Source organism: Saccharicrinis aurantiacus (genome assembly GCF_001660705.2).
GTDB classification, from domain to species: Bacteria; Bacteroidota; Bacteroidia; order Bacteroidales; family Marinilabiliaceae; genus Saccharicrinis; species Saccharicrinis aurantiacus.
This window is the reverse complement of the sequence record NZ_LYBV02000032.1, coordinates 100,967-117,413: the sequence shown is the minus strand read 5'-3', so window position 1 is coordinate 117,413 and position 16,447 is coordinate 100,967. Positions and strand designations below refer to the sequence as shown.

At 34.4% G+C, this 16,447-nt stretch carries 20 protein-coding genes; 6 read left to right on the top strand and 14 right to left on the bottom strand.

What is annotated here, in order from left to right; translation table 11 throughout:
- Positions 1–28: 28 nt before the first annotated feature.
- Complete coding sequence (locus A8B35_RS15860; RefSeq protein WP_068474046.1) at positions 29–1,966, bottom strand: fumarate reductase/succinate dehydrogenase flavoprotein subunit; 1,938 nt, start codon at positions 1,964–1,966, stop codon at positions 29–31.
- Between the two features lie 29 nt (positions 1,967–1,995).
- A complete protein-coding gene (locus tag A8B35_RS15855) occupies positions 1,996–2,682 on the bottom strand; it encodes a succinate dehydrogenase cytochrome b subunit (protein ID WP_068474043.1) in 687 nt (228 codons plus the stop codon).
- A 466-nt stretch (positions 2,683–3,148) separates the two neighbouring features.
- On the opposite strand from A8B35_RS15855, the gene frr reads away from it, so the two are divergent.
- The 6 genes from frr (at position 3,149) to A8B35_RS15825 (ending at position 7,641) form a co-directional block, all read left to right on the top strand.
- The gene (gene frr / locus A8B35_RS15850; protein WP_068474041.1) at positions 3,149–3,712 is read left to right on the top strand and encodes a ribosome recycling factor; all 564 of its coding nucleotides are present in this window, start codon (positions 3,149–3,151) and stop codon (positions 3,710–3,712) included.
- A 234-nt stretch (positions 3,713–3,946) separates the two neighbouring features.
- Positions 3,947–4,273, top strand: coding sequence for a PadR family transcriptional regulator (locus A8B35_RS15845; RefSeq protein ID WP_068474038.1), 327 nt, complete (start codon positions 3,947–3,949; stop codon positions 4,271–4,273).
- Between the two features lie 20 nt (positions 4,274–4,293).
- The gene (locus A8B35_RS15840; RefSeq protein ID WP_068474035.1) at positions 4,294–5,259 is read left to right on the top strand and encodes a PspC domain-containing protein; all 966 of its coding nucleotides are present in this window, start codon (positions 4,294–4,296) and stop codon (positions 5,257–5,259) included.
- A gap of 30 nt (positions 5,260–5,289) precedes the next feature.
- Positions 5,290–6,759 carry a PspC domain-containing protein gene (locus A8B35_RS15835; protein ID WP_068474032.1) on the top strand — a complete coding sequence of 490 codons (1,470 nt, stop codon included), beginning with the start codon at positions 5,290–5,292 and terminating at the stop codon, positions 6,757–6,759.
- 24 nt (positions 6,760–6,783) lie between these two features.
- Complete coding sequence (locus tag A8B35_RS15830) at positions 6,784–7,272, top strand: DUF4252 domain-containing protein (RefSeq protein WP_068474029.1); 489 nt, start codon at positions 6,784–6,786, stop codon at positions 7,270–7,272.
- Positions 7,273–7,335: 63 nt separating this feature from the next.
- On the top strand, positions 7,336–7,641 hold the full coding sequence (locus A8B35_RS15825) for a hypothetical protein (protein ID WP_068474026.1): 306 nt from the start codon (positions 7,336–7,338) through the stop codon (positions 7,639–7,641).
- 110 nt (positions 7,642–7,751) lie between these two features.
- Here the strand turns inward: A8B35_RS15825 and A8B35_RS15820 are convergent, their stop codons facing one another.
- The 12 genes from A8B35_RS15820 to A8B35_RS15765 all read right to left on the bottom strand — a co-directional run bounded on the left by A8B35_RS15820 (position 7,752) and on the right by A8B35_RS15765 (position 16,364).
- Positions 7,752–8,096 (bottom strand): hypothetical protein, encoded by a 345-nt coding sequence (locus A8B35_RS15820; RefSeq protein WP_068474023.1) that lies wholly within the window; start codon positions 8,094–8,096, stop codon positions 7,752–7,754.
- Positions 8,097–8,158: 62 nt separating this feature from the next.
- The gene (locus A8B35_RS15815; protein ID WP_068474020.1) at positions 8,159–8,764 is read right to left on the bottom strand and encodes a 6-pyruvoyl trahydropterin synthase family protein; all 606 of its coding nucleotides are present in this window, start codon (positions 8,762–8,764) and stop codon (positions 8,159–8,161) included.
- A 28-nt stretch (positions 8,765–8,792) separates the two neighbouring features.
- The gene (locus A8B35_RS15810; protein ID WP_068474016.1) at positions 8,793–9,635 is read right to left on the bottom strand and encodes a GTP cyclohydrolase I; all 843 of its coding nucleotides are present in this window, start codon (positions 9,633–9,635) and stop codon (positions 8,793–8,795) included.
- Between the two features lie 189 nt (positions 9,636–9,824).
- Positions 9,825–10,673 (bottom strand): pyruvate, water dikinase regulatory protein, encoded by an 849-nt coding sequence (locus A8B35_RS15805; protein ID WP_068474012.1) that lies wholly within the window; start codon positions 10,671–10,673, stop codon positions 9,825–9,827.
- Between the two features lie 82 nt (positions 10,674–10,755).
- Positions 10,756–11,463, bottom strand: coding sequence for a DUF6261 family protein (locus tag A8B35_RS15800; protein ID WP_068474009.1), 708 nt, complete (start codon positions 11,461–11,463; stop codon positions 10,756–10,758).
- A gap of 604 nt (positions 11,464–12,067) precedes the next feature.
- Positions 12,068–13,021, bottom strand: coding sequence for a DUF6695 family protein (locus A8B35_RS15795; RefSeq protein ID WP_068474002.1), 954 nt, complete (start codon positions 13,019–13,021; stop codon positions 12,068–12,070).
- Between the two features lie 5 nt (positions 13,022–13,026).
- Positions 13,027–13,752, bottom strand: coding sequence for an NRDE family protein (locus A8B35_RS15790; protein ID WP_068474000.1), 726 nt, complete (start codon positions 13,750–13,752; stop codon positions 13,027–13,029).
- Positions 13,740–14,246 carry a DinB family protein gene (locus tag A8B35_RS15785; protein ID WP_068473999.1) on the bottom strand — a complete coding sequence of 169 codons (507 nt, stop codon included), beginning with the start codon at positions 14,244–14,246 and terminating at the stop codon, positions 13,740–13,742. Before A8B35_RS15785 ends, A8B35_RS15790 begins: the two co-directional genes overlap by 13 nt.
- Before the next feature lie 46 nt (positions 14,247–14,292).
- Positions 14,293–14,862, bottom strand: a complete 570-nt coding sequence (locus A8B35_RS15780; RefSeq protein WP_068473996.1) for a peroxiredoxin family protein — start codon at positions 14,860–14,862, stop codon at positions 14,293–14,295.
- Between the two features lie 89 nt (positions 14,863–14,951).
- Positions 14,952–15,371 (bottom strand): thioredoxin family protein, encoded by a 420-nt coding sequence (locus A8B35_RS15775; RefSeq protein ID WP_068473994.1) that lies wholly within the window; start codon positions 15,369–15,371, stop codon positions 14,952–14,954.
- A 167-nt stretch (positions 15,372–15,538) separates the two neighbouring features.
- Positions 15,539–15,808, bottom strand: a complete 270-nt coding sequence (locus A8B35_RS15770; RefSeq protein ID WP_068473992.1) for a hypothetical protein — start codon at positions 15,806–15,808, stop codon at positions 15,539–15,541.
- Positions 15,809–15,812: 4 nt separating this feature from the next.
- A complete protein-coding gene (locus A8B35_RS15765; protein ID WP_068473990.1) occupies positions 15,813–16,364 on the bottom strand; it encodes a sigma-70 family RNA polymerase sigma factor in 552 nt (183 codons plus the stop codon).
- Positions 16,365–16,447 lie beyond the last annotated feature (83 nt).

Sequence of the window (16,447 nt, the reverse complement as noted above, 5' to 3'; positions counted from 1 at the left end):
GTTTAACTAATGAACGTTAATAACTTAATTATTTGTAGTTACGTTGTGCAACTTTAACCACTTCAAACTTAAGTTCTTCTTTATGTAACTCTGGTGCTTTGTCTTCTCCTTTATATTCCCAACAAGCGGCGTAAGTAAATTTGTCATCCTGACGTTTTGCTTCACCTTCTTCTGTTTGGTACTCTTCACGGAAGTGACCACCACATGATTCTTCACGATTTAATGCATCGCGAGCCATAAGGTCTCCAGTTGTAATAAAGTCGGCTAAACGAGATGCTTTTTCAAGCTCAACGTTCATTCCTTTGTCTGATCCAGGGATCTTAACGTTAGTCCAGAATTCTTTTTTGATAGCAGCGATTTTCTCGATAGCTTCTTCTAAACCTTTTTTGTTACGAGCCATACCAACAAAATCCCACATTACTAATCCAAGCTCTTTGTGTAAGCTATCAACAGAACGTGATCCTTTAATTGACATTAACTTCTCGAATTTTGCTTTAGCAGCTTTTTCTGCCTCAACAAACTCTTTTTCGTCTCCAGTCATACGTGGCGTACGGATATCATCAGCCAAGTAATTCTGAATTGTAAATGGTAATACAAAGTAACCATCAGCTAAACCTTGCATTAAAGCAGAAGCTCCTAAACGGTTAGCACCGTGATCAGAGAAGTTTGCTTCACCAGCAGAGAATAAACCAGGTACAGTTGTTTGTAATTCGTAATCAACCCAAATTCCACCCATTGTATAGTGAATAGCAGGGTAAATCATCATTGGCTCAGCATACGGATTGTCATCAACAATCTTCTCGTACATTTGGAAAAGGTTTCCGTAACGTGCACGGATTGTATCCTCACCTAAACGCTCAATAGAAGTTTTAAAGTCAAGGTATACAGCTAAACCTGTAGTACCAACTCCGAAACCAGCATCACAACGCTCTTTAGCAGCACGAGATGCAACATCACGAGGTACTAAGTTACCAAATGCAGGATATCTTCTTTCTAAGTAATAATCTCTTTCGTCTTCAGAAAGGTCAGTTGCTTTTTTCTTTCCTGCACGGATAGCTTCAGCATCTTCTTTCTTTTTAGGAACCCAAATACGACCATCGTTACGTAAAGACTCAGACATCAAAGTTAACTTTGATTGGAACTCACCGTGAACAGGAATACATGTTGGGTGAATTTGAGCGTAACAAGGGTTAGCAAAAGCAGCACCTTTTTCGTAAGCTTTGATAGCAGCAGAACCATTAGATCCCATTGCATTTGTTGAAAGGAAGAATGTGTTACCATAACCACCAGTTGCCATTACTACTGCATGACCGAAATGACGAGAGAACTCACCAGTTACTAAGTCACGTGTAATAACACCACGAGCTTTTCCATCAACAATAACGTAATCAACAACCTCAGTACGAGTATGCATTTCAACAGTACCAGCATTTACCTGACGCATTAAAGCTTGGTAAGCACCAATTAATAGCTGTTGTCCTGTTTGTCCTTTTGCATAAAAAGTACGGCTAACTTGCGCACCACCAAAAGAACGGTTATCTAACATACCACCATATTCGCGAGCAAAAGGTACACCTTGAGCTACACATTGGTCGATGATATCGTTACTTACAGAAGCCAAACGGTAAACGTTAGCCTCACGAGCACGGTAATCACCACCTTTTACTGTATCATAAAATAAACGGTGAACAGAATCACCATCATTAGGATAGTTTTTAGCAGCATTGATACCCCCTTGTGCAGCAATAGAGTGCGCACGACGTGGAGAATCTTGAATAGTAAAGTTTTTTACTTTAAAACCCATTTCACCAAAAGATGCGGCAGCTGAAGCTCCAGCTAATCCTGTACCAATTACGATGATATCTAAGTTTCTTTTATTTGCTGGGTTAACCAATTTCTGGTTAGCCTTATAGTTGTTCCATTTTTCAGCCAATGGGCCTTCAGGAATCCTTGAATCTAACTTCATTTTTTGTAAATTAAAAAGTTACTACTTTATTAACAACAGCTTCCGCAAGCATACATTGCAATTGCGATAACACAAAAACCTAGGCTTACAACCCAAGCAAATACAGTTCCGATAACTGTCCAACGCTTACGCCAGATAGTATTACTTGCACCCAAAGTTTGGAATGCTGACCAGAAACCATGTGTTAAATGCACAGCTAGACCTAAAGAACCAATCACATATAAAACAACTTTTAGTGGATTTTGGAAATTTGCTGCTACTAAAGAATAAGTATCATGCATTTCAACACCACCAATAGTAACACTGCCTACAGCATGTGTAATTTGTAATGGAATCCAATAATCAACCATGTGAACTGCTAAGAAAGCTAAAATTGTAACTCCTAATACAGCCATGTTTTTTGATGCCCACATAACCTCTTTTGTGTTGTTACCTGAAGCATACTTGTTATTACCGCGTGCTTTGTTGTTTTTTGCAGTCAATATTGCTCCGTAAGCAATATGAACAATAAACCCTAAAGCTAAAACAGGTTGCAATCCGAACTTAATTAACGGTAAAGCCATAAAATTAGCTGCAACGTTAAAAGCTTCCCCGCCATCAGGGATTAATAGCAACAAGTTAATAGATAAGTGGACTACCAAAAAGGTAATCAAGAAAAGCCCTGACAAACTCATCAGCAGCTTTCGTCCAATCGACGAACTCAATAAATTACTCATACAGTTTAATATTTAAATCTCTAAGTTATATTAGTATTTTAAGCATGCAAATGTAATTTGAAATCGGGATTTTTCCATGGGAAATAAAGAAATAAATCTTTATTTAAAATCAATCTAAGCACCATGTTCAAAACTACACTCAGTAAGCGTTTTAGGTATTTCAAATAATTCAAAAACGATCCGAAAATACATTTTTTGGTAAAAAAGGGGTAAAAATAGATTGTGTTGTACAACCACTTTTTGTGTTTATTTATTCTTTTGCTATTACTTTAATCGATAAAGTACTCACCACCGCTGTAATCTAAGGGGTTTCTGTTGATTAGGTCATACTAAGTAAAGTACATACTATTATAGTATCCTATTGTATTTACATGACTCTATTAATTAAAGTATTTTTCTAATATTTATGAGGCTTTTGTATTAAGCCAAGTTTTTTTATTTTTGCTATGTTTTAAACAAATAGGTTATGACTGAAGAAATTGAGATATTAATGGAAGATGCTAAGGAGAAGATGGAGAAATCTATCACACATCTTGAGCATGAGTTAATTAAAATTAGAGCTGGAAAAGCGAGTCCTGCGATGTTAGAAGGTATAATGGTAGATTATTATGGATCTATGACTCCTCTGCAACAGGTTGCTAATGTAAATACTCCTGACCCAAGAACTTTAGCTATTCAGCCTTGGGAAAAAGCTATGATTGAACCTATTGAAAAAGCAATTATGGCTGCAAACCTTGGTTTGAATCCGGAAAATAACGGAGAGATTGTAAGAATTAACGTGCCTGCTTTAAATGAGGAACGAAGAAAAGATCTTGTTAGACAAGTGAAAAAATGTGCTGAGGATGCAAGAGTAAGTATCAGAAATGCGCGTAGAGACTGTAATGAAGAATTAAAGAAATTAAAGAAAGAAGGTCTTTCTGAGGATCTTGAAAAAGATGCTGAAGCAGATGTTCAAAAAATGACGGATCAATATTCTAAGGTTGTTGATCAACATGTTGAGAAGAAAGAAGCAGATATCTTAACAATCTAAGAATTACAAAAAAAAACTATATAAAGCATCACTTTTTCGAAAGTGGTGCTTTTTTTTTAAAAAAAAACTTTTCGGTCTTGTATATCCCGTAAATAAAGGGATTTGTATGATTTGAAAGTCTATTTCTAAAAATAATATAGTAGTATGTATTGCAAAGTACCATTTAAAAGCCATATATTTGTAATGCAATATTCAATGTAATGGATAGTAATATATAAAAATGAGGAGCCTGATATGAAGTTAGAAAATACAAAAGCACAAATGAGAAAGGGAGTTTTGGAATATTGTATTCTGGCAATCCTTTCAAGAAGCGACAAATATGCCTCAGATATTATTAAAGAATTAAAAGAGGCAAAAATGATTGTTGTTGAAGGAACACTGTACCCTTTATTAACTCGCCTAAAAAATGCAGGGTTATTGAGTTATCGTTGGGAAGAATCTACACAAGGACCTCCTCGTAAATATTACGAACTAACAGAAGAGGGTAAATCCTTCCAGAATGAGTTAGATGTATCGTGGAATGAATTAGTTGATGCAGTTGCTCACATTAAAAACTCCTAACAACAATAATTATAAATGTTATGAAAAAGACTGTAAATATAAATTTAAACGGAGTCGTTTTTTATATAGACGACGATGCATATAAAACCTTAAGATCTTATTTAGATAGACTAGAATTACATTTTAAGAATCAAGAAGAGGGTAAAGAGGTAATAAAAGATATTGAAAGTAGAATTGCCGAACTTTTTAGTGAGAAGATTAATCATGAAAGTGGTGTGGTTACCCAAGCTATGGTTACTGAAGTTATGGCTATCATGGGCGATCCATCGGAGTTTGATGAGGATGAAGAACCCAAAAAGGAGAAAAAAACACACTATCAAGCTTATACTACTTCAAGTAGGAGTAAGCGCTTATTTAGAGATGCAGATAATAAAGTACTCGGAGGTGTTTGCTCAGGTATAGCTGCCTACCTTAATATCGATCCGGTTTTAGTTCGAGTTGCTTTTGGTATTTTCCTATTTCTCAGTGCAGGTACAATAATACCGGTATATATTATCCTTTGGATTTTAATTCCTGCCGCTATCACAACTGCTCAAAAATTGGAGATGCGAGGCGAAAATGTGACTATCAATAATATTGAAAAATTCATTAAGAGGGAATATGAAGATGTAAAAGATAGGTTTAGCAAAGTAAAGGATACAGAAACCTATAAAAAAAGCGAGTCGTGGTGGAGACGCCTCACAAAGCGAGATAAAAACTTGATGCTTGTTGTGGCTGTAATTGCTTCAGTATCTTTATTAACAGGTTTATTCAATGCATTTCCTGCAATGGAGCCAATGACTACAAATGTGAGCTACCATATGGCGCATGTGCCAATACTTCACTTTCCGGGGATTCTAATTCTAACCTTAATTCTTTTATTAATCGGGTTTGTATTTAAAACCTTATTTAAAATTATCATCTACATAATTGCTTTCCTATTTATAATTGCTTTAGCACTAAAAGTAGTTGGTTTTTTCGTAGGCAGCGTAGCTATGTTCTGTTAAACCCAATCATATAATTTAAACTAATAAAAAATGAAGAAGACTTTACATATAAATTTAGCTGGGTTTGCATTTAATATTGATGAAGATGCATTTAAGGCTTTAGAAACTTATCTAACAAAAGTAGAAAATAGCTTTGTTGATAAAAAAGAAGCAGAAGAGATAGTTGCTGATATCGAAGGCAGATTCGCAGAGTTGTTCCAAAATAAAAGTATTTCAGGTAGAGTAATTAGTCTTTCTGAAGTTGAAGAGGTTATAAAAACCATGGGTGAACCACAAGAGTTTGCTGATGAAGCCGAGGAACACGCAGAAACGCAAGTTAACGAAGAGCCTTCTATTAACTATAAAAAAAGGCTTTATAGAGATACCGATAATAAGGTGTTTGGAGGTGTTTGTGGTGGCTTGGGAGCATACTTTAATATGGATCCTTTGGTTTTTAGAGTAATATTTTTTATTGCTTTTATTCTGTATGGAGCATCATTGCCTATCTATTTAATCCTTTGGATTGTGATGCCTAAAGCCCTCACATTAACCCAGCGTATGGAAATGAAGGGTCCTTCTGATTACGAAAACTGGGAGCAAAATATTCGAAATGAGTATAATGATGTTAGTACTCGTTTTAAGCAAAGTAAAGCTTATGAGAATGTAAACAGTGGAATGGGGAAGGCGAATGATGTAATGGGTATTGCACTTCGAAAAATCATAAACTTCTTTGTGATCACTATGGGTGTTGCTTTAATGATTTCTAGTATTGTTGGTATTATTGGCATTGTGGTGACTGCGGTTTTCGGGTATTCGTTTATCGACTTTTCAGGAGTAGGTAATTATATTACTACAATCCCTAGCTTATTCATGGATGGACACCAATTCTCATATGCCTCTATCGGAATTATTTTATTAGCTGTAATGCCTCTTTTAATCCTCTTTTTCTTGGGATTTAAATTAACTTTTAAAGTTAAAAATAAGATTAGGTATGTTGTTTTAGGAGCGCTGTTATTTTGGTTATTAGGTATTGCCATTGTTGTGTTCTCTGCAGGTAAAGTAGCCAAAAGTTATTCAACTTCTCAAAAAGTTCTGTCAGAAGATCGTTTACCTCTTCCATCAGGCAATACATTATATATAAAGCCTAATAATAAGATGAATTTTCCTGAGGATAAGGAACACTTATTTGAAATGAATCAACTTGAAATTTTCTCAAGCCAGAATGAAATTCTAGTAAAGGGGACTCCTAAAATTGAACTTATTGAAGGGGATGAATTTAATATTTCAATTAACCGTGAGGCTAGGGGAGGCGATATGAAAGAGGCCATTACTAATGCTGAAGGAATTGAATTCTTTTGGATACTTAAAGATTCTGTTTTGTATATCGACCCTGCGTTTACTTTACAGGATGGTATTAAATTGAAAGATCAGCAATTAGATGTTACAATTTCGATTCCTTCTGATATAGAAGTTGAAGTAGATGGTAATCTTGCTTGGTCTATTTATAATAATCTAGATTAACAAATAACTTAAATTTATAACACGATGAAAAATTTAATAAAGCTTAGTTTAGTACTTGTTGTTATGGCTTTTGTAAGCATTCCAACAATGGCACAATCATCGATAGTTGATAAAATGTACAAGCATTTTAATTTAATGGACGATGTAACCTATTTATCATTTTCAAAGAGTTTGCTTGGTATGATGAACTTTGATTGTGTTGATGATGAAGATGATAATATAAGCGGTGACTTAGATGAATTAAAAGTAGTTATCTACAAACCAGAATCTGAGCCAAATGCTAGTTTTAAAAGCCTTGTTTACGAATATATTGAAAAAGGGAATTATAAATTAGTAGAAGAAAATGATTCTGATGACGATACGGAAGTGTGGGTGAAAAAGAAAGGTCGCAGAATAAGTGAGTGTCATGTTATATTTCAGGGCGAACAAAATGGGGTGTTATTATCCTTTTTAGGAGATTTTAAAATTGATGATTTGGATAAAATAACCACTAAGGTTGATGATTATAAATAAGATTAAAATGTCTTTTTAAGGATGTTTTGTTAACTTGTATTTCTTAACCGTAAATTTTAAGATATGAGTTCTGCCGGCCATGTAATGGATATGATTCAGCGATCGCGTTATAACGATTCCATTAGAAAAAAACGCATTGAAAGAATCTCAAAAATTAGAGACGCCTATCAAGAAGAAGTGCGAAAGAAACATCCTATAGGAACCCATGAAGTGAAGTTATCTAGTGAAAAATTGATAGCTATTAAACAACGGATTAGGCTGCAATTAATACGTGAGAAAAGAATAAAAAGGATAATAAGTAGCTTGTTAACGGTAATAATCGCAGGTTGTATTTATTATTTTGTGATTAATAGATTGCATGTGTTTTAAACATGATATATTGGACAATTGATAATAGTAGTGTAAATAAAAAGGCTCGGAATTTCCGAGCTTTTTTATTCTAAAAAAATCAAAGGGTAACAAACTAATCGTCTTAATTATCAAGTAATCTCGTATGTAATATTTTTTGTAATATTATTAAAATGGCGTTCAAACAGTGGATCTTTCATGTGAAGAGCCAACTCTTCTTTTCTATTTTCAGCAACCTCAGTTAATCTCATTAACTCCTTATTGTTATTAATATCAGAGGTGTTGATGTTTTTACGTTTAATATATTTATGAAATTCTCTAAGCCATTCTTCATAGTCAGCTAAAAACTCTTTTTGCTGAGGTCTTAAAGGATTTCTAGTGGCATCTGCAGAAACACTAACGGTTGTAGCCATAACTCCTGCTAAGGACATACCAACTCTTTTAAAGAATTTTTTTCTGTTTATTTTATTGCTCATAAATTAATTCTTATCAGTAAAGACTTACTTAATAACCTCAATGAATTAAAATTGTTTAGCACTTATTTAAATTTTCTTTCAATAATTGGGTTTTCAAATGGTTTGATTGATTTTTTATCTTTGTTATAGTCAATGAGTTTATCATACATCATCGGATCTTTCCATTCGTCTTTAATAGCTTGACTAAAAATAACTTCTTCAAGTGTATGGTTAAACCATCTCAAATCATCCTGAAAAGCTTCGGCGTAGCCTGTTTCTGTTTCATGTACCCTTACGGATTGAACACCTACATCTCCTTCGCCATTATTAAAGTGAGTTGCTCCTAGAATTTTATCGATTATAAACAATAAGGTTAAAGCAAAACATTCTGCCGAAGGTGAAACAGGCATTTGAACGTACCTATCACTATTGCTTTTTATAAACGATTTAAAAGCATCACTTTCCTTATCCCACATGGCATAGGCATGATCAAAGCTATCAATTACGTCTTTAATTGTTCCTTTTGTTAAGCCAAAATCGTATATCATATGGCCATAATCAAGTTTATTTGATGTTAAAAAAACCTCAACAACATAACTGTGTCCATGAATCGATTTTTTACATCTATCGCTTGAGCAATCGCGCACTATGTGTGCTCCTTCAAATTTGAATTGTTTACGTATGATCATAATCTATTAAATTAGTTTGTTTTATTTATTAACCCTTTATGTCGCGTCTTAGTTCATAGTTTTCAAAATCGCCGCCATAATATTCACTAGTAAAAGCACCTTCATTACTTTGTGTACCCCGCAAAGATTCACAGGTGTGAACCAATCCGCTTAAGCGAACAAATACTGATGTAGATTCAGCAGCTTTACTTACTTCATCATAAATCATTTTTGTTAAATTTTCTTGCAGATGCCCGCGCCTAGCCACCCAATCAACAATTCTTTGAAGTTTTGATATTCCCAAAACCATGCGATCGGGGATATAGCTGATAATGGCATAAGCATCTTCTCTGAATAAAGTACTAAACGGTGCCACATGATGCGAACAAACAGAAACGATATCTACTCGTTTTGTTATAGGAAACTTTTGCTGGTTTTCGTTAGGGAAACTCGCCATATTCGGTCTGTTACTCCATCTACCAGATAGTAACTCACTGTCATCATCTAAACCGTTTCCGCAATACATTTTTGTCATACGGTAAGGAGTACCCTTTTCTCCGCCAACATTCGGATCGTTCATGTCAATCTTCATTGCCTTAAAAGCTTGTTTTAAATGATATTCAGTTACAATCCTCATTATAAAATGTGCCTCCTCTGAAATACCTCCAACGCTTTCAACATTATCAGAAATATTAAAATCTGATAAATTATTATATTCTATCCAAGGAAGAATAAAATCTGTTTTTGGATATTTTTGAAGGAAAATAGCTTCAACATATTCTTTTAAATAACTAAAGTGATGTTCGCTTGAGCTAGTTACCTTTCTATCTAAACCATTAATCTTGCGAGGTGATATTTTTTTTATCCCATTTTTTGTTTTGACCTCTTTCATCTTGTTTAATTTTAGTGAAAAATACTTTCGTTTATTTATGCTGGGTGCATTCAAAATGTATTTTCATCTGTATAAGTAAACACAACATTTGCTATTGTTGTTCTTTAAGATAACATCAATAATTGCACAAATGTTTAATTTATTGATAAAAAAGATAAACAAAAAATAAGATGATAGTTAATTAAATAACTAATGTTCCTCGTTTGACCACTTATCGCTCCCAAAGCGAGAGGTTAAAATGGTGATTATTTCATTTGCCGAATATTCAATAGGTTTGTTGGTGATGTTTAAAACTTTAAATCCACCTTTTTTAAATAAATTGGCTGCATAATCTAATTCCATTCGTACTTTCCGAGGTTCAACGTAATCTGTATTGGGGTTCATGTTAATTCGGGTTACCCTGCTGCTTCTTTGTGCAATTAGATACGTCATAGAAATAGTTAGTCCGAAAACTCTGTTCGGATCAATTTCGAATAAGGTTTGTGGTATTGGTGTGCCAGGCACAATTGGTACATTGGCAACTTTCCACCCAAACATGGCTAAATAAATACTTAAAGGAGTTTTTCCTGTTCGCGAAACACCGGCTAATACAATATCAGCTGTTGCTATTTTATCATTATGCATACCATCGTCATGCTGCATGGTAAACTCTATGGCTCGCACTCTACGATAGTATTCCATATCTCGCATTCGGTACAAGCCTGCTTGCGCAGTTGGTTTTAAATCATGAACGCTATCTAGGTAATCAGTCATATTACCAACTAAGTCAAAATGCCTGATGTCGTTACTTTCGCAACTATCAATTAGCCATCTTCGCACCTTAACGTCTATCATGGTATGTGCAATAACTCCATTGGTTTTCAGTACTTTTTTAATAATCTCGTCAATACGTTCTTGAGTAGCTACTTCAGGTTCAATCATAACGGGGATTTTATGATCGGGATATTGGATCAGCATTGATTCAATGAGCGTATGACCAGCCACACCTTTGCCGCCTGATACAATGTAAATTGGAGGGATAATAGATTCTTGTTCCATAGTTGTAGATTTTATATGAGATATCTAATTTATCCATTATAAAACCTACGAACAAGTAAAAGTGTAGGAAAGAAATATTGAGTTACTTCTTTATGCCTCTTGGTTTGCTTCTAGCTTTAACAGTTTGGTTATTGTCATCTATAATAGCGGCAACATTTCTGCTTAAGCTTTCAAACATATGAGGTTTTGCATGTAACATAGCTTGTAGGTAAGGCACCAATTTACTATTGATTAAGGCCATTAGTTCTGCTTTTATTTGTGTAGCACTGCTCTTTTGCGCAAACTCATTTACGCGAGTGGCATATTCATCCTCAGCTTCTTCAAAAGCTAACTCAGCACTATTTAGCCCGCTAATTAAATCTGGAAAACCAGGTAGTGTGTCAATATCTTTTTTGGCATCGTGTAACTCTTTTAATAGTGCATTTATATAGGCTGTTTTAACGGCATAACTATCGTATGCCAGTTTAACACCATATTTATCAAATATTTCTTTTATAACTAAGGCCGATTGGTTTACATCTTTATTTGGGTGCCGAACAAAACCTAGCAATAAATGGTGCATTGCTACCAAGTATAGTTTTCTAAGTTCATCTTTCTCTTTCAGGTCTGATTTAACTTTGGTTGGGTTTATTGCACTGGTTAATTCTTCAGCCTTCATAGCAACATTATGAAAAAGCTCACTGGCATAATCATCTGCTGTTATTTTAGCTTGCGTAAAGCAATCGATAATATAGTAGGCCACCATATTAATCTCTGTAGTTCTTGTTTGCGATATTACTTTCTTAATCATTTAGTGCAATTACTTTTTAGCCTTTGAATTTTCACTAGTGTAAGTGCTAGTGTTGATAACTCATTCTTCTAAATTCAACTTCTTATTTACGATTTATATATGCATTAGTTTTATCGTATTTTATAATTGAATCCTTTAAATAATATCCTAAATATTACTAAAAGATATTGAATACTTAATCTTGAGAATAATGGACATTATATTGTATGTTGAATATTTGCGCAAAAGTAATCTAATTATTTAATTAATGGGGATATCGATTAAACATTATTGTAAAATATATAGATAGATAGGGTTTCGATCATATATGAGATAATTAGTTATTTTATTTCAGTTAATCAATCTCTGATAAAATGTTATAGTATTTCAACAGAAGTTAATATGTCGATTTTGTAAATTGAAGGCTCGTTTTATCAATTTTTGTTAATAGCTTTTAGTATATTCTGTGATTGCTTGCCTCAGATTTAGATTCTGTTGATAACCGAGCAAATGGAATTTGATGTAATGTGGTTTTTGTAATATACCTTTTCGACTTTTGTTGAGAGATATTATTGTGAGTACTCCTTTTTTAGGGTGCTAAAATTTAATGGGAATGATCTGCAAATTATTGGATTCTATGGAGGGTTGTTTTCTTTTCTTTGCAGAAAAGGGTAATCACTTTACTATTACTAGGATAAGTAATCAATCCATTTTTGATAGAATTATCTGTTTTTTTGGAGTAACAGAAGAGTCCTTCATCCTCAATGGAGCCTAATGGAGAATATCGAATTACCTTTATAAGGTTTCCTGAAGGGTAGAGGGAAAACCACGATCCAGCTCCCTCACCGCTAAGCCATTGCGAATTGGAGGGGATTGAGTGCGGTAGCCTAGGTTGTCTTAATACCGAATTTCTATCTTCTTTAGTAAGTTTTCTATTGGGGTAGAATGGCTCAGAAGTTAATTGTTTGGCAAGTGTGGTGTATTGAGTTAATGCTTTTACATTACCTATAGGGGTAGGGGTTAATGGAATACCAAATTTAAGTATAACTTTTGTTTTAAAATTAGGGTTTCCTGCCAGTATTGCTTTATTTACAAAGCGAGAGCAATTACTCCCATTTAATAAGAATGGTCCGTACGGAATAAAGTCAGATTGCAATTGAAGTACTTTCTGATGGGCTTGATTGAAATTGATTGTGCAATAAGAAGCATGTATAGGTCCTTCGCCATGACAGGATGCATTTTCTTGTAGTTCATTCAGTATTTCTGAAAAATTTATAAGTTTTTTATGTTTCTCATCAATCTGTGCCTTTGTTTTTATTCTTAGTTCAGGATCAGTTATAGATCCACGAACACGACCGTGTTTAAATGGGGAATGATATCGACCAAAATCGAAATAAAGCACCTCTCCATCTTCTGAGTTTATAAGACACAAAGCAGCATGGCCAACTTTGTAGTAATTATTCTTATTGATGCCCAAAAATGACATAAGAGGATCGTACCAAGAGCCTGGTTGTTTACAATAAGTATCAGGCCAAGCAATGGCAATAGCAAAACCAGTATGTGTTTTTTTGAGCCTCAAGCTTGTTAAAATGTAAGTTTATGTTTTGTATTATTAACAAGGTTATGATAATACATTTTGAGTTTATTATGACGAATAAAAAGCTGTGTAATGCTTAAGGTTTTTAAGCCATTATCTCCTTCCATTACCGTGTTTATTGCAGTGTTGGAAGTATGGGTTCCAGCATGAAAGTGGTAAACATCGTCTGGGACTAGCATTTTGTTTGTTGAATTGTAAAACTTATTAAACCATCCCTGACGCAACGCTCTATGCTCACTGCTATAAAGAGTTGATGAAGACCATATGTAAGGTTTGTTTTTATCGAGTTCTTGATAATGTTTTAATTGGCCATCCCATATAAACTCATAAATACTATGCGCTCCTGCAGGAGAAAATTCGATGGTAACCATTGTAAATGGTTCTACATTACTGAGTAGTCTATTTTTAAAGAATTCCTTAACACTTAAGCTTGATGCAGTTAATTCTACAACAATTGTTCCTCTGCTAACTGTGTGGTGTTTTTGTTTGGAGTGACCTATAAATCCACCATTAAGCAAACAACATAAACGACCTTCTTCTTTAGTGGCAATCCACGAGCCACCTGCTCGTTGATCTTTAGGGAAGGCCAATTCAGTATTCCCAATTAAATATTTTTTTGGTGCAGCAGTGGCTCTGTAATCAACTTCATCGCGATTTGAGGTAAGTATAAAACTTTTACCTCCAAAAGGTGGTATGTAGCTTACTGTGCACATGTATTGTCTCTATGTCGAATAGTTGAGTAAGCTACGCCAAAATTATTATCAACCAAATGGCGTAATCCCAAAGTAATTAAAGCCGCTTTTATTAAGGCCTGATGATGTATACTGTGTTCAATGCAATAGGCTAGCTCACGGGCAACCGAACTCATTATTTTATCTGGCGATTCGCCTGTAATGCTATAATCCGATTCAAACTTAACGGCTTCTTGTTCATCAATATTATCGATATCAATAATAAGCTGATTAATTTTTTGAATAGCTACATCTATATCAATCTCTATACTAACATCTCTGTTTCTATCATCATAGGTAATGCGGCGTTTGCGTGCCCCATCAATTAATTGTAGATATAAATCAAGAATATGACGAATATGTTTACCTATGCTAGCCCTTGATAAAATATCAAGGCTAGCTCTATATTGGTTTTCGTTTAACTCAGAAAGTAGAGATTTTAATTGGTTTAAATTGTCTTTAGCTACTGACTTCATTTATTGATTTTTTTAGGTTTACTGTTTCTTATTGGCAATTCATAAGTTACGCTGTTTTTTTCTTAAACGGGTTTACTATGCCAACAAATTCCTTTATCTCATCAATTGTAAGATGATCATCTAGGTGCTTTCCATAATGTGCTTTTACAATATTGAAATTTTCATCGATTAAGAAATCAGCCGGAATTAGATTTAGAGTAGCCTCCTTATCTTCGGGTAGATTATGTGCTTCAGTGTCTTTTTTTGCTTTGCCTAGGCTACTCACAAACATTGTTTTCATCATTTTAAGGGTCGATTTTTCAATGCCATATTTTTGATAGATGACCTTTTCTGAATCGCTGATTAACGGCCACGGACTAATCCCCTGATGAAATGTACTAGAAGTTAACTTATCGGCCGAACTTTCAAAAAAGAAGATGATTTCGGCGCCAGTTTCTTTTATTCGTTTGCTGCTAGTAATAAGTTGATGAACTTGTCGGTTGCAGTATGGGCAATTTACATTTCTGAAGAAACTAAGAATTATTTTCTTCCCCTTGTAGTCAGATAGTTTAACTGTTTTTCCGTTGATATCTGTAGTAATAAAGTCGATGGCTTTGCTTCCATTAAATAATTTCATAAGCTAGTTTTTTATAAGTGTGAAATTCTGAGGATATAAGGATAACTCTCAGAATCTGATAAAGTTTAATGTGTGAGGATGAGTATAATTTATTTAGTAATTAGCTGACCAACTTTTATAAATTCCTCAGCATTACGATAGCCTGAAGTTTGTTGAGCTAAAGATCCATCGGGATTTAGATATACAAAAGTTGGATAACCATTTACCTTATATTTTTCAGCTAACGCGATGCCATCTCCCTTTTCTGCATCAAAACTTACGTTGATGAATTCCTTGTTGTAGAATTTACCAACTTCACTATCTGTAAAAGTCTTCGCTTTCATTTTTTTACAGTAGCCACACCATGAAGTTGAGATATCGATAAAAATGGGTTTGTTTTCGGCTTTAGCTTTTGCTAATACTTTACTCCATTCGGCGTTTTCGAAGGTAATACCACTAGGGCCGGATGTTTGCGCCGTTATCACTATTGAAAATAGTATTGCTGCAGATAAAATTAGTAACTTTTTCATGACTGTTTCTTTTATGATTTGTTGAAACAGTCGGTAGATTTTAAAAACCTGACAAAAAGAAATGATTTTTTTTTGATGACAGCTTATTCTTATAAAATGTTATTGTTTGTTATGAAAATCTCCCTACCCTCTGGGGCTAGTGCTCCAATGTCAACAGATAAATAAGCTTATTGCTTAGAAGAATTACTTAAGCTCTTCGAGATCTTTTTTTTCAAGGCCTCAATATCTTGTTGGCTGGCATCTGCCTCTTGTATTCTTGAAATGCCTTCGCCAATAAATTTACTTTGTTTGCTGTATTGGGTGCAACTTTTGCACATGGTCATATGCACACGTAGTTGTATTTTCTCTTTGAAGGAAAGGGCAAAATGAAACCGTTTTTCAACAAGCTCGGAGGCCTTTAGGCACGATAGAAATAAGAGGTGAAATAACTTGTCCATTTTTTTAATGTTTAAACCAATTAGTATGCAAACAGCCACGAAGCTGAAGTTTAGCCCTGTGTATCATTTGCCATAAGTTAGTCGGGGCAATCCCTAATTCCTGACAAATTTCTTCACCTTTTTTCTCGCTGAGGTATTTCAGCTTAACGCAGCTTTGCCATTTTGGAGGTAGAGCTTCTATGCAATGTTCTAAAGTAGTGCGAAAATCAGTGTTATCTAATAGATTGGCGTCATCAGCATCCCAAATACCGATGTTAACGTTTTGTTTCCATTCGCCATCTTGATCAAAAAAATGAGCTAGGGCCTCATTTTCAAGGGTAATATCTTTTTTGCTTTTACTTCTGTAATAATCAATAACCTTAAAATTTAAAATGGAGAACAGCCATGTTTTAGGTGTGCTATCTCCTCTGAAAGAATCTATTTTTTCGGCTGCAGCCAGAAAGGTTTCTTGCACTAAATCTTCTGCTACCTGTTGAGATGAGGTTTTATGCAAGGCCCACCGATATAGGTCTTCGGTGTATTGATTTACCCATATTTCTAGATTGTTTTCTTTCATGGGGCATATAGAATAGATCTGAATTTTATTGGTTTGGGATTAAATTAAAAAGGCACCTCCATACCGAGATGCCTTATATTGTA

What these genes read in the sequence shown, in the direction of transcription:
- A8B35_RS15830 (WP_068474029.1), top strand. Translation starts at nt 6,784, where the DNA reads ATGAAAAATTTAATAAAGCTTAGTTTAGTACTTGTTGTTATGGCTTTT.
- A8B35_RS15785 (WP_068473999.1), bottom strand. Translation starts at nt 14,246, where the DNA reads ATGAAGTCAGTAGCTAAAGACAATTTAAACCAATTAAAATCTCTACTT.
- A8B35_RS15845 (WP_068474038.1), top strand. Translation starts at nt 3,947, where the DNA reads ATGAAGTTAGAAAATACAAAAGCACAAATGAGAAAGGGAGTTTTGGAA.
- A8B35_RS15765 (WP_068473990.1), bottom strand. Translation starts at nt 16,364, where the DNA reads ATGAAAGAAAACAATCTAGAAATATGGGTAAATCAATACACCGAAGAC.
- A8B35_RS15825 (WP_068474026.1), top strand. Translation starts at nt 7,336, where the DNA reads ATGAGTTCTGCCGGCCATGTAATGGATATGATTCAGCGATCGCGTTAT.
- A8B35_RS15805 (WP_068474012.1), bottom strand. Translation starts at nt 10,673, where the DNA reads ATGGAACAAGAATCTATTATCCCTCCAATTTACATTGTATCAGGCGGC.
- A8B35_RS15810 (WP_068474016.1), bottom strand. Translation starts at nt 9,635, where the DNA reads ATGAAAGAGGTCAAAACAAAAAATGGGATAAAAAAAATATCACCTCGC.
- A8B35_RS15820 (WP_068474023.1), bottom strand. Translation starts at nt 8,096, where the DNA reads ATGAGCAATAAAATAAACAGAAAAAAATTCTTTAAAAGAGTTGGTATG.
- frr (WP_068474041.1), top strand. Translation starts at nt 3,149, where the DNA reads ATGACTGAAGAAATTGAGATATTAATGGAAGATGCTAAGGAGAAGATG.
- A8B35_RS15815 (WP_068474020.1), bottom strand. Translation starts at nt 8,764, where the DNA reads ATGATCATACGTAAACAATTCAAATTTGAAGGAGCACACATAGTGCGC.
- A8B35_RS15775 (WP_068473994.1), bottom strand. Translation starts at nt 15,371, where the DNA reads ATGAAAAAGTTACTAATTTTATCTGCAGCAATACTATTTTCAATAGTG.
- A8B35_RS15770 (WP_068473992.1), bottom strand. Translation starts at nt 15,808, where the DNA reads ATGGACAAGTTATTTCACCTCTTATTTCTATCGTGCCTAAAGGCCTCC.
- A8B35_RS15855 (WP_068474043.1), bottom strand. Translation starts at nt 2,682, where the DNA reads ATGAGTAATTTATTGAGTTCGTCGATTGGACGAAAGCTGCTGATGAGT.
- A8B35_RS15800 (WP_068474009.1), bottom strand. Translation starts at nt 11,463, where the DNA reads ATGATTAAGAAAGTAATATCGCAAACAAGAACTACAGAGATTAATATG.
- A8B35_RS15835 (WP_068474032.1), top strand. Translation starts at nt 5,290, where the DNA reads ATGAAGAAGACTTTACATATAAATTTAGCTGGGTTTGCATTTAATATT.
- A8B35_RS15840 (WP_068474035.1), top strand. Translation starts at nt 4,294, where the DNA reads ATGAAAAAGACTGTAAATATAAATTTAAACGGAGTCGTTTTTTATATA.
- A8B35_RS15780 (WP_068473996.1), bottom strand. Translation starts at nt 14,862, where the DNA reads ATGAAATTATTTAATGGAAGCAAAGCCATCGACTTTATTACTACAGAT.
- A8B35_RS15790 (WP_068474000.1), bottom strand. Translation starts at nt 13,752, where the DNA reads ATGTGCACAGTAAGCTACATACCACCTTTTGGAGGTAAAAGTTTTATA.
- A8B35_RS15860 (WP_068474046.1), bottom strand. Translation starts at nt 1,966, where the DNA reads ATGAAGTTAGATTCAAGGATTCCTGAAGGCCCATTGGCTGAAAAATGG.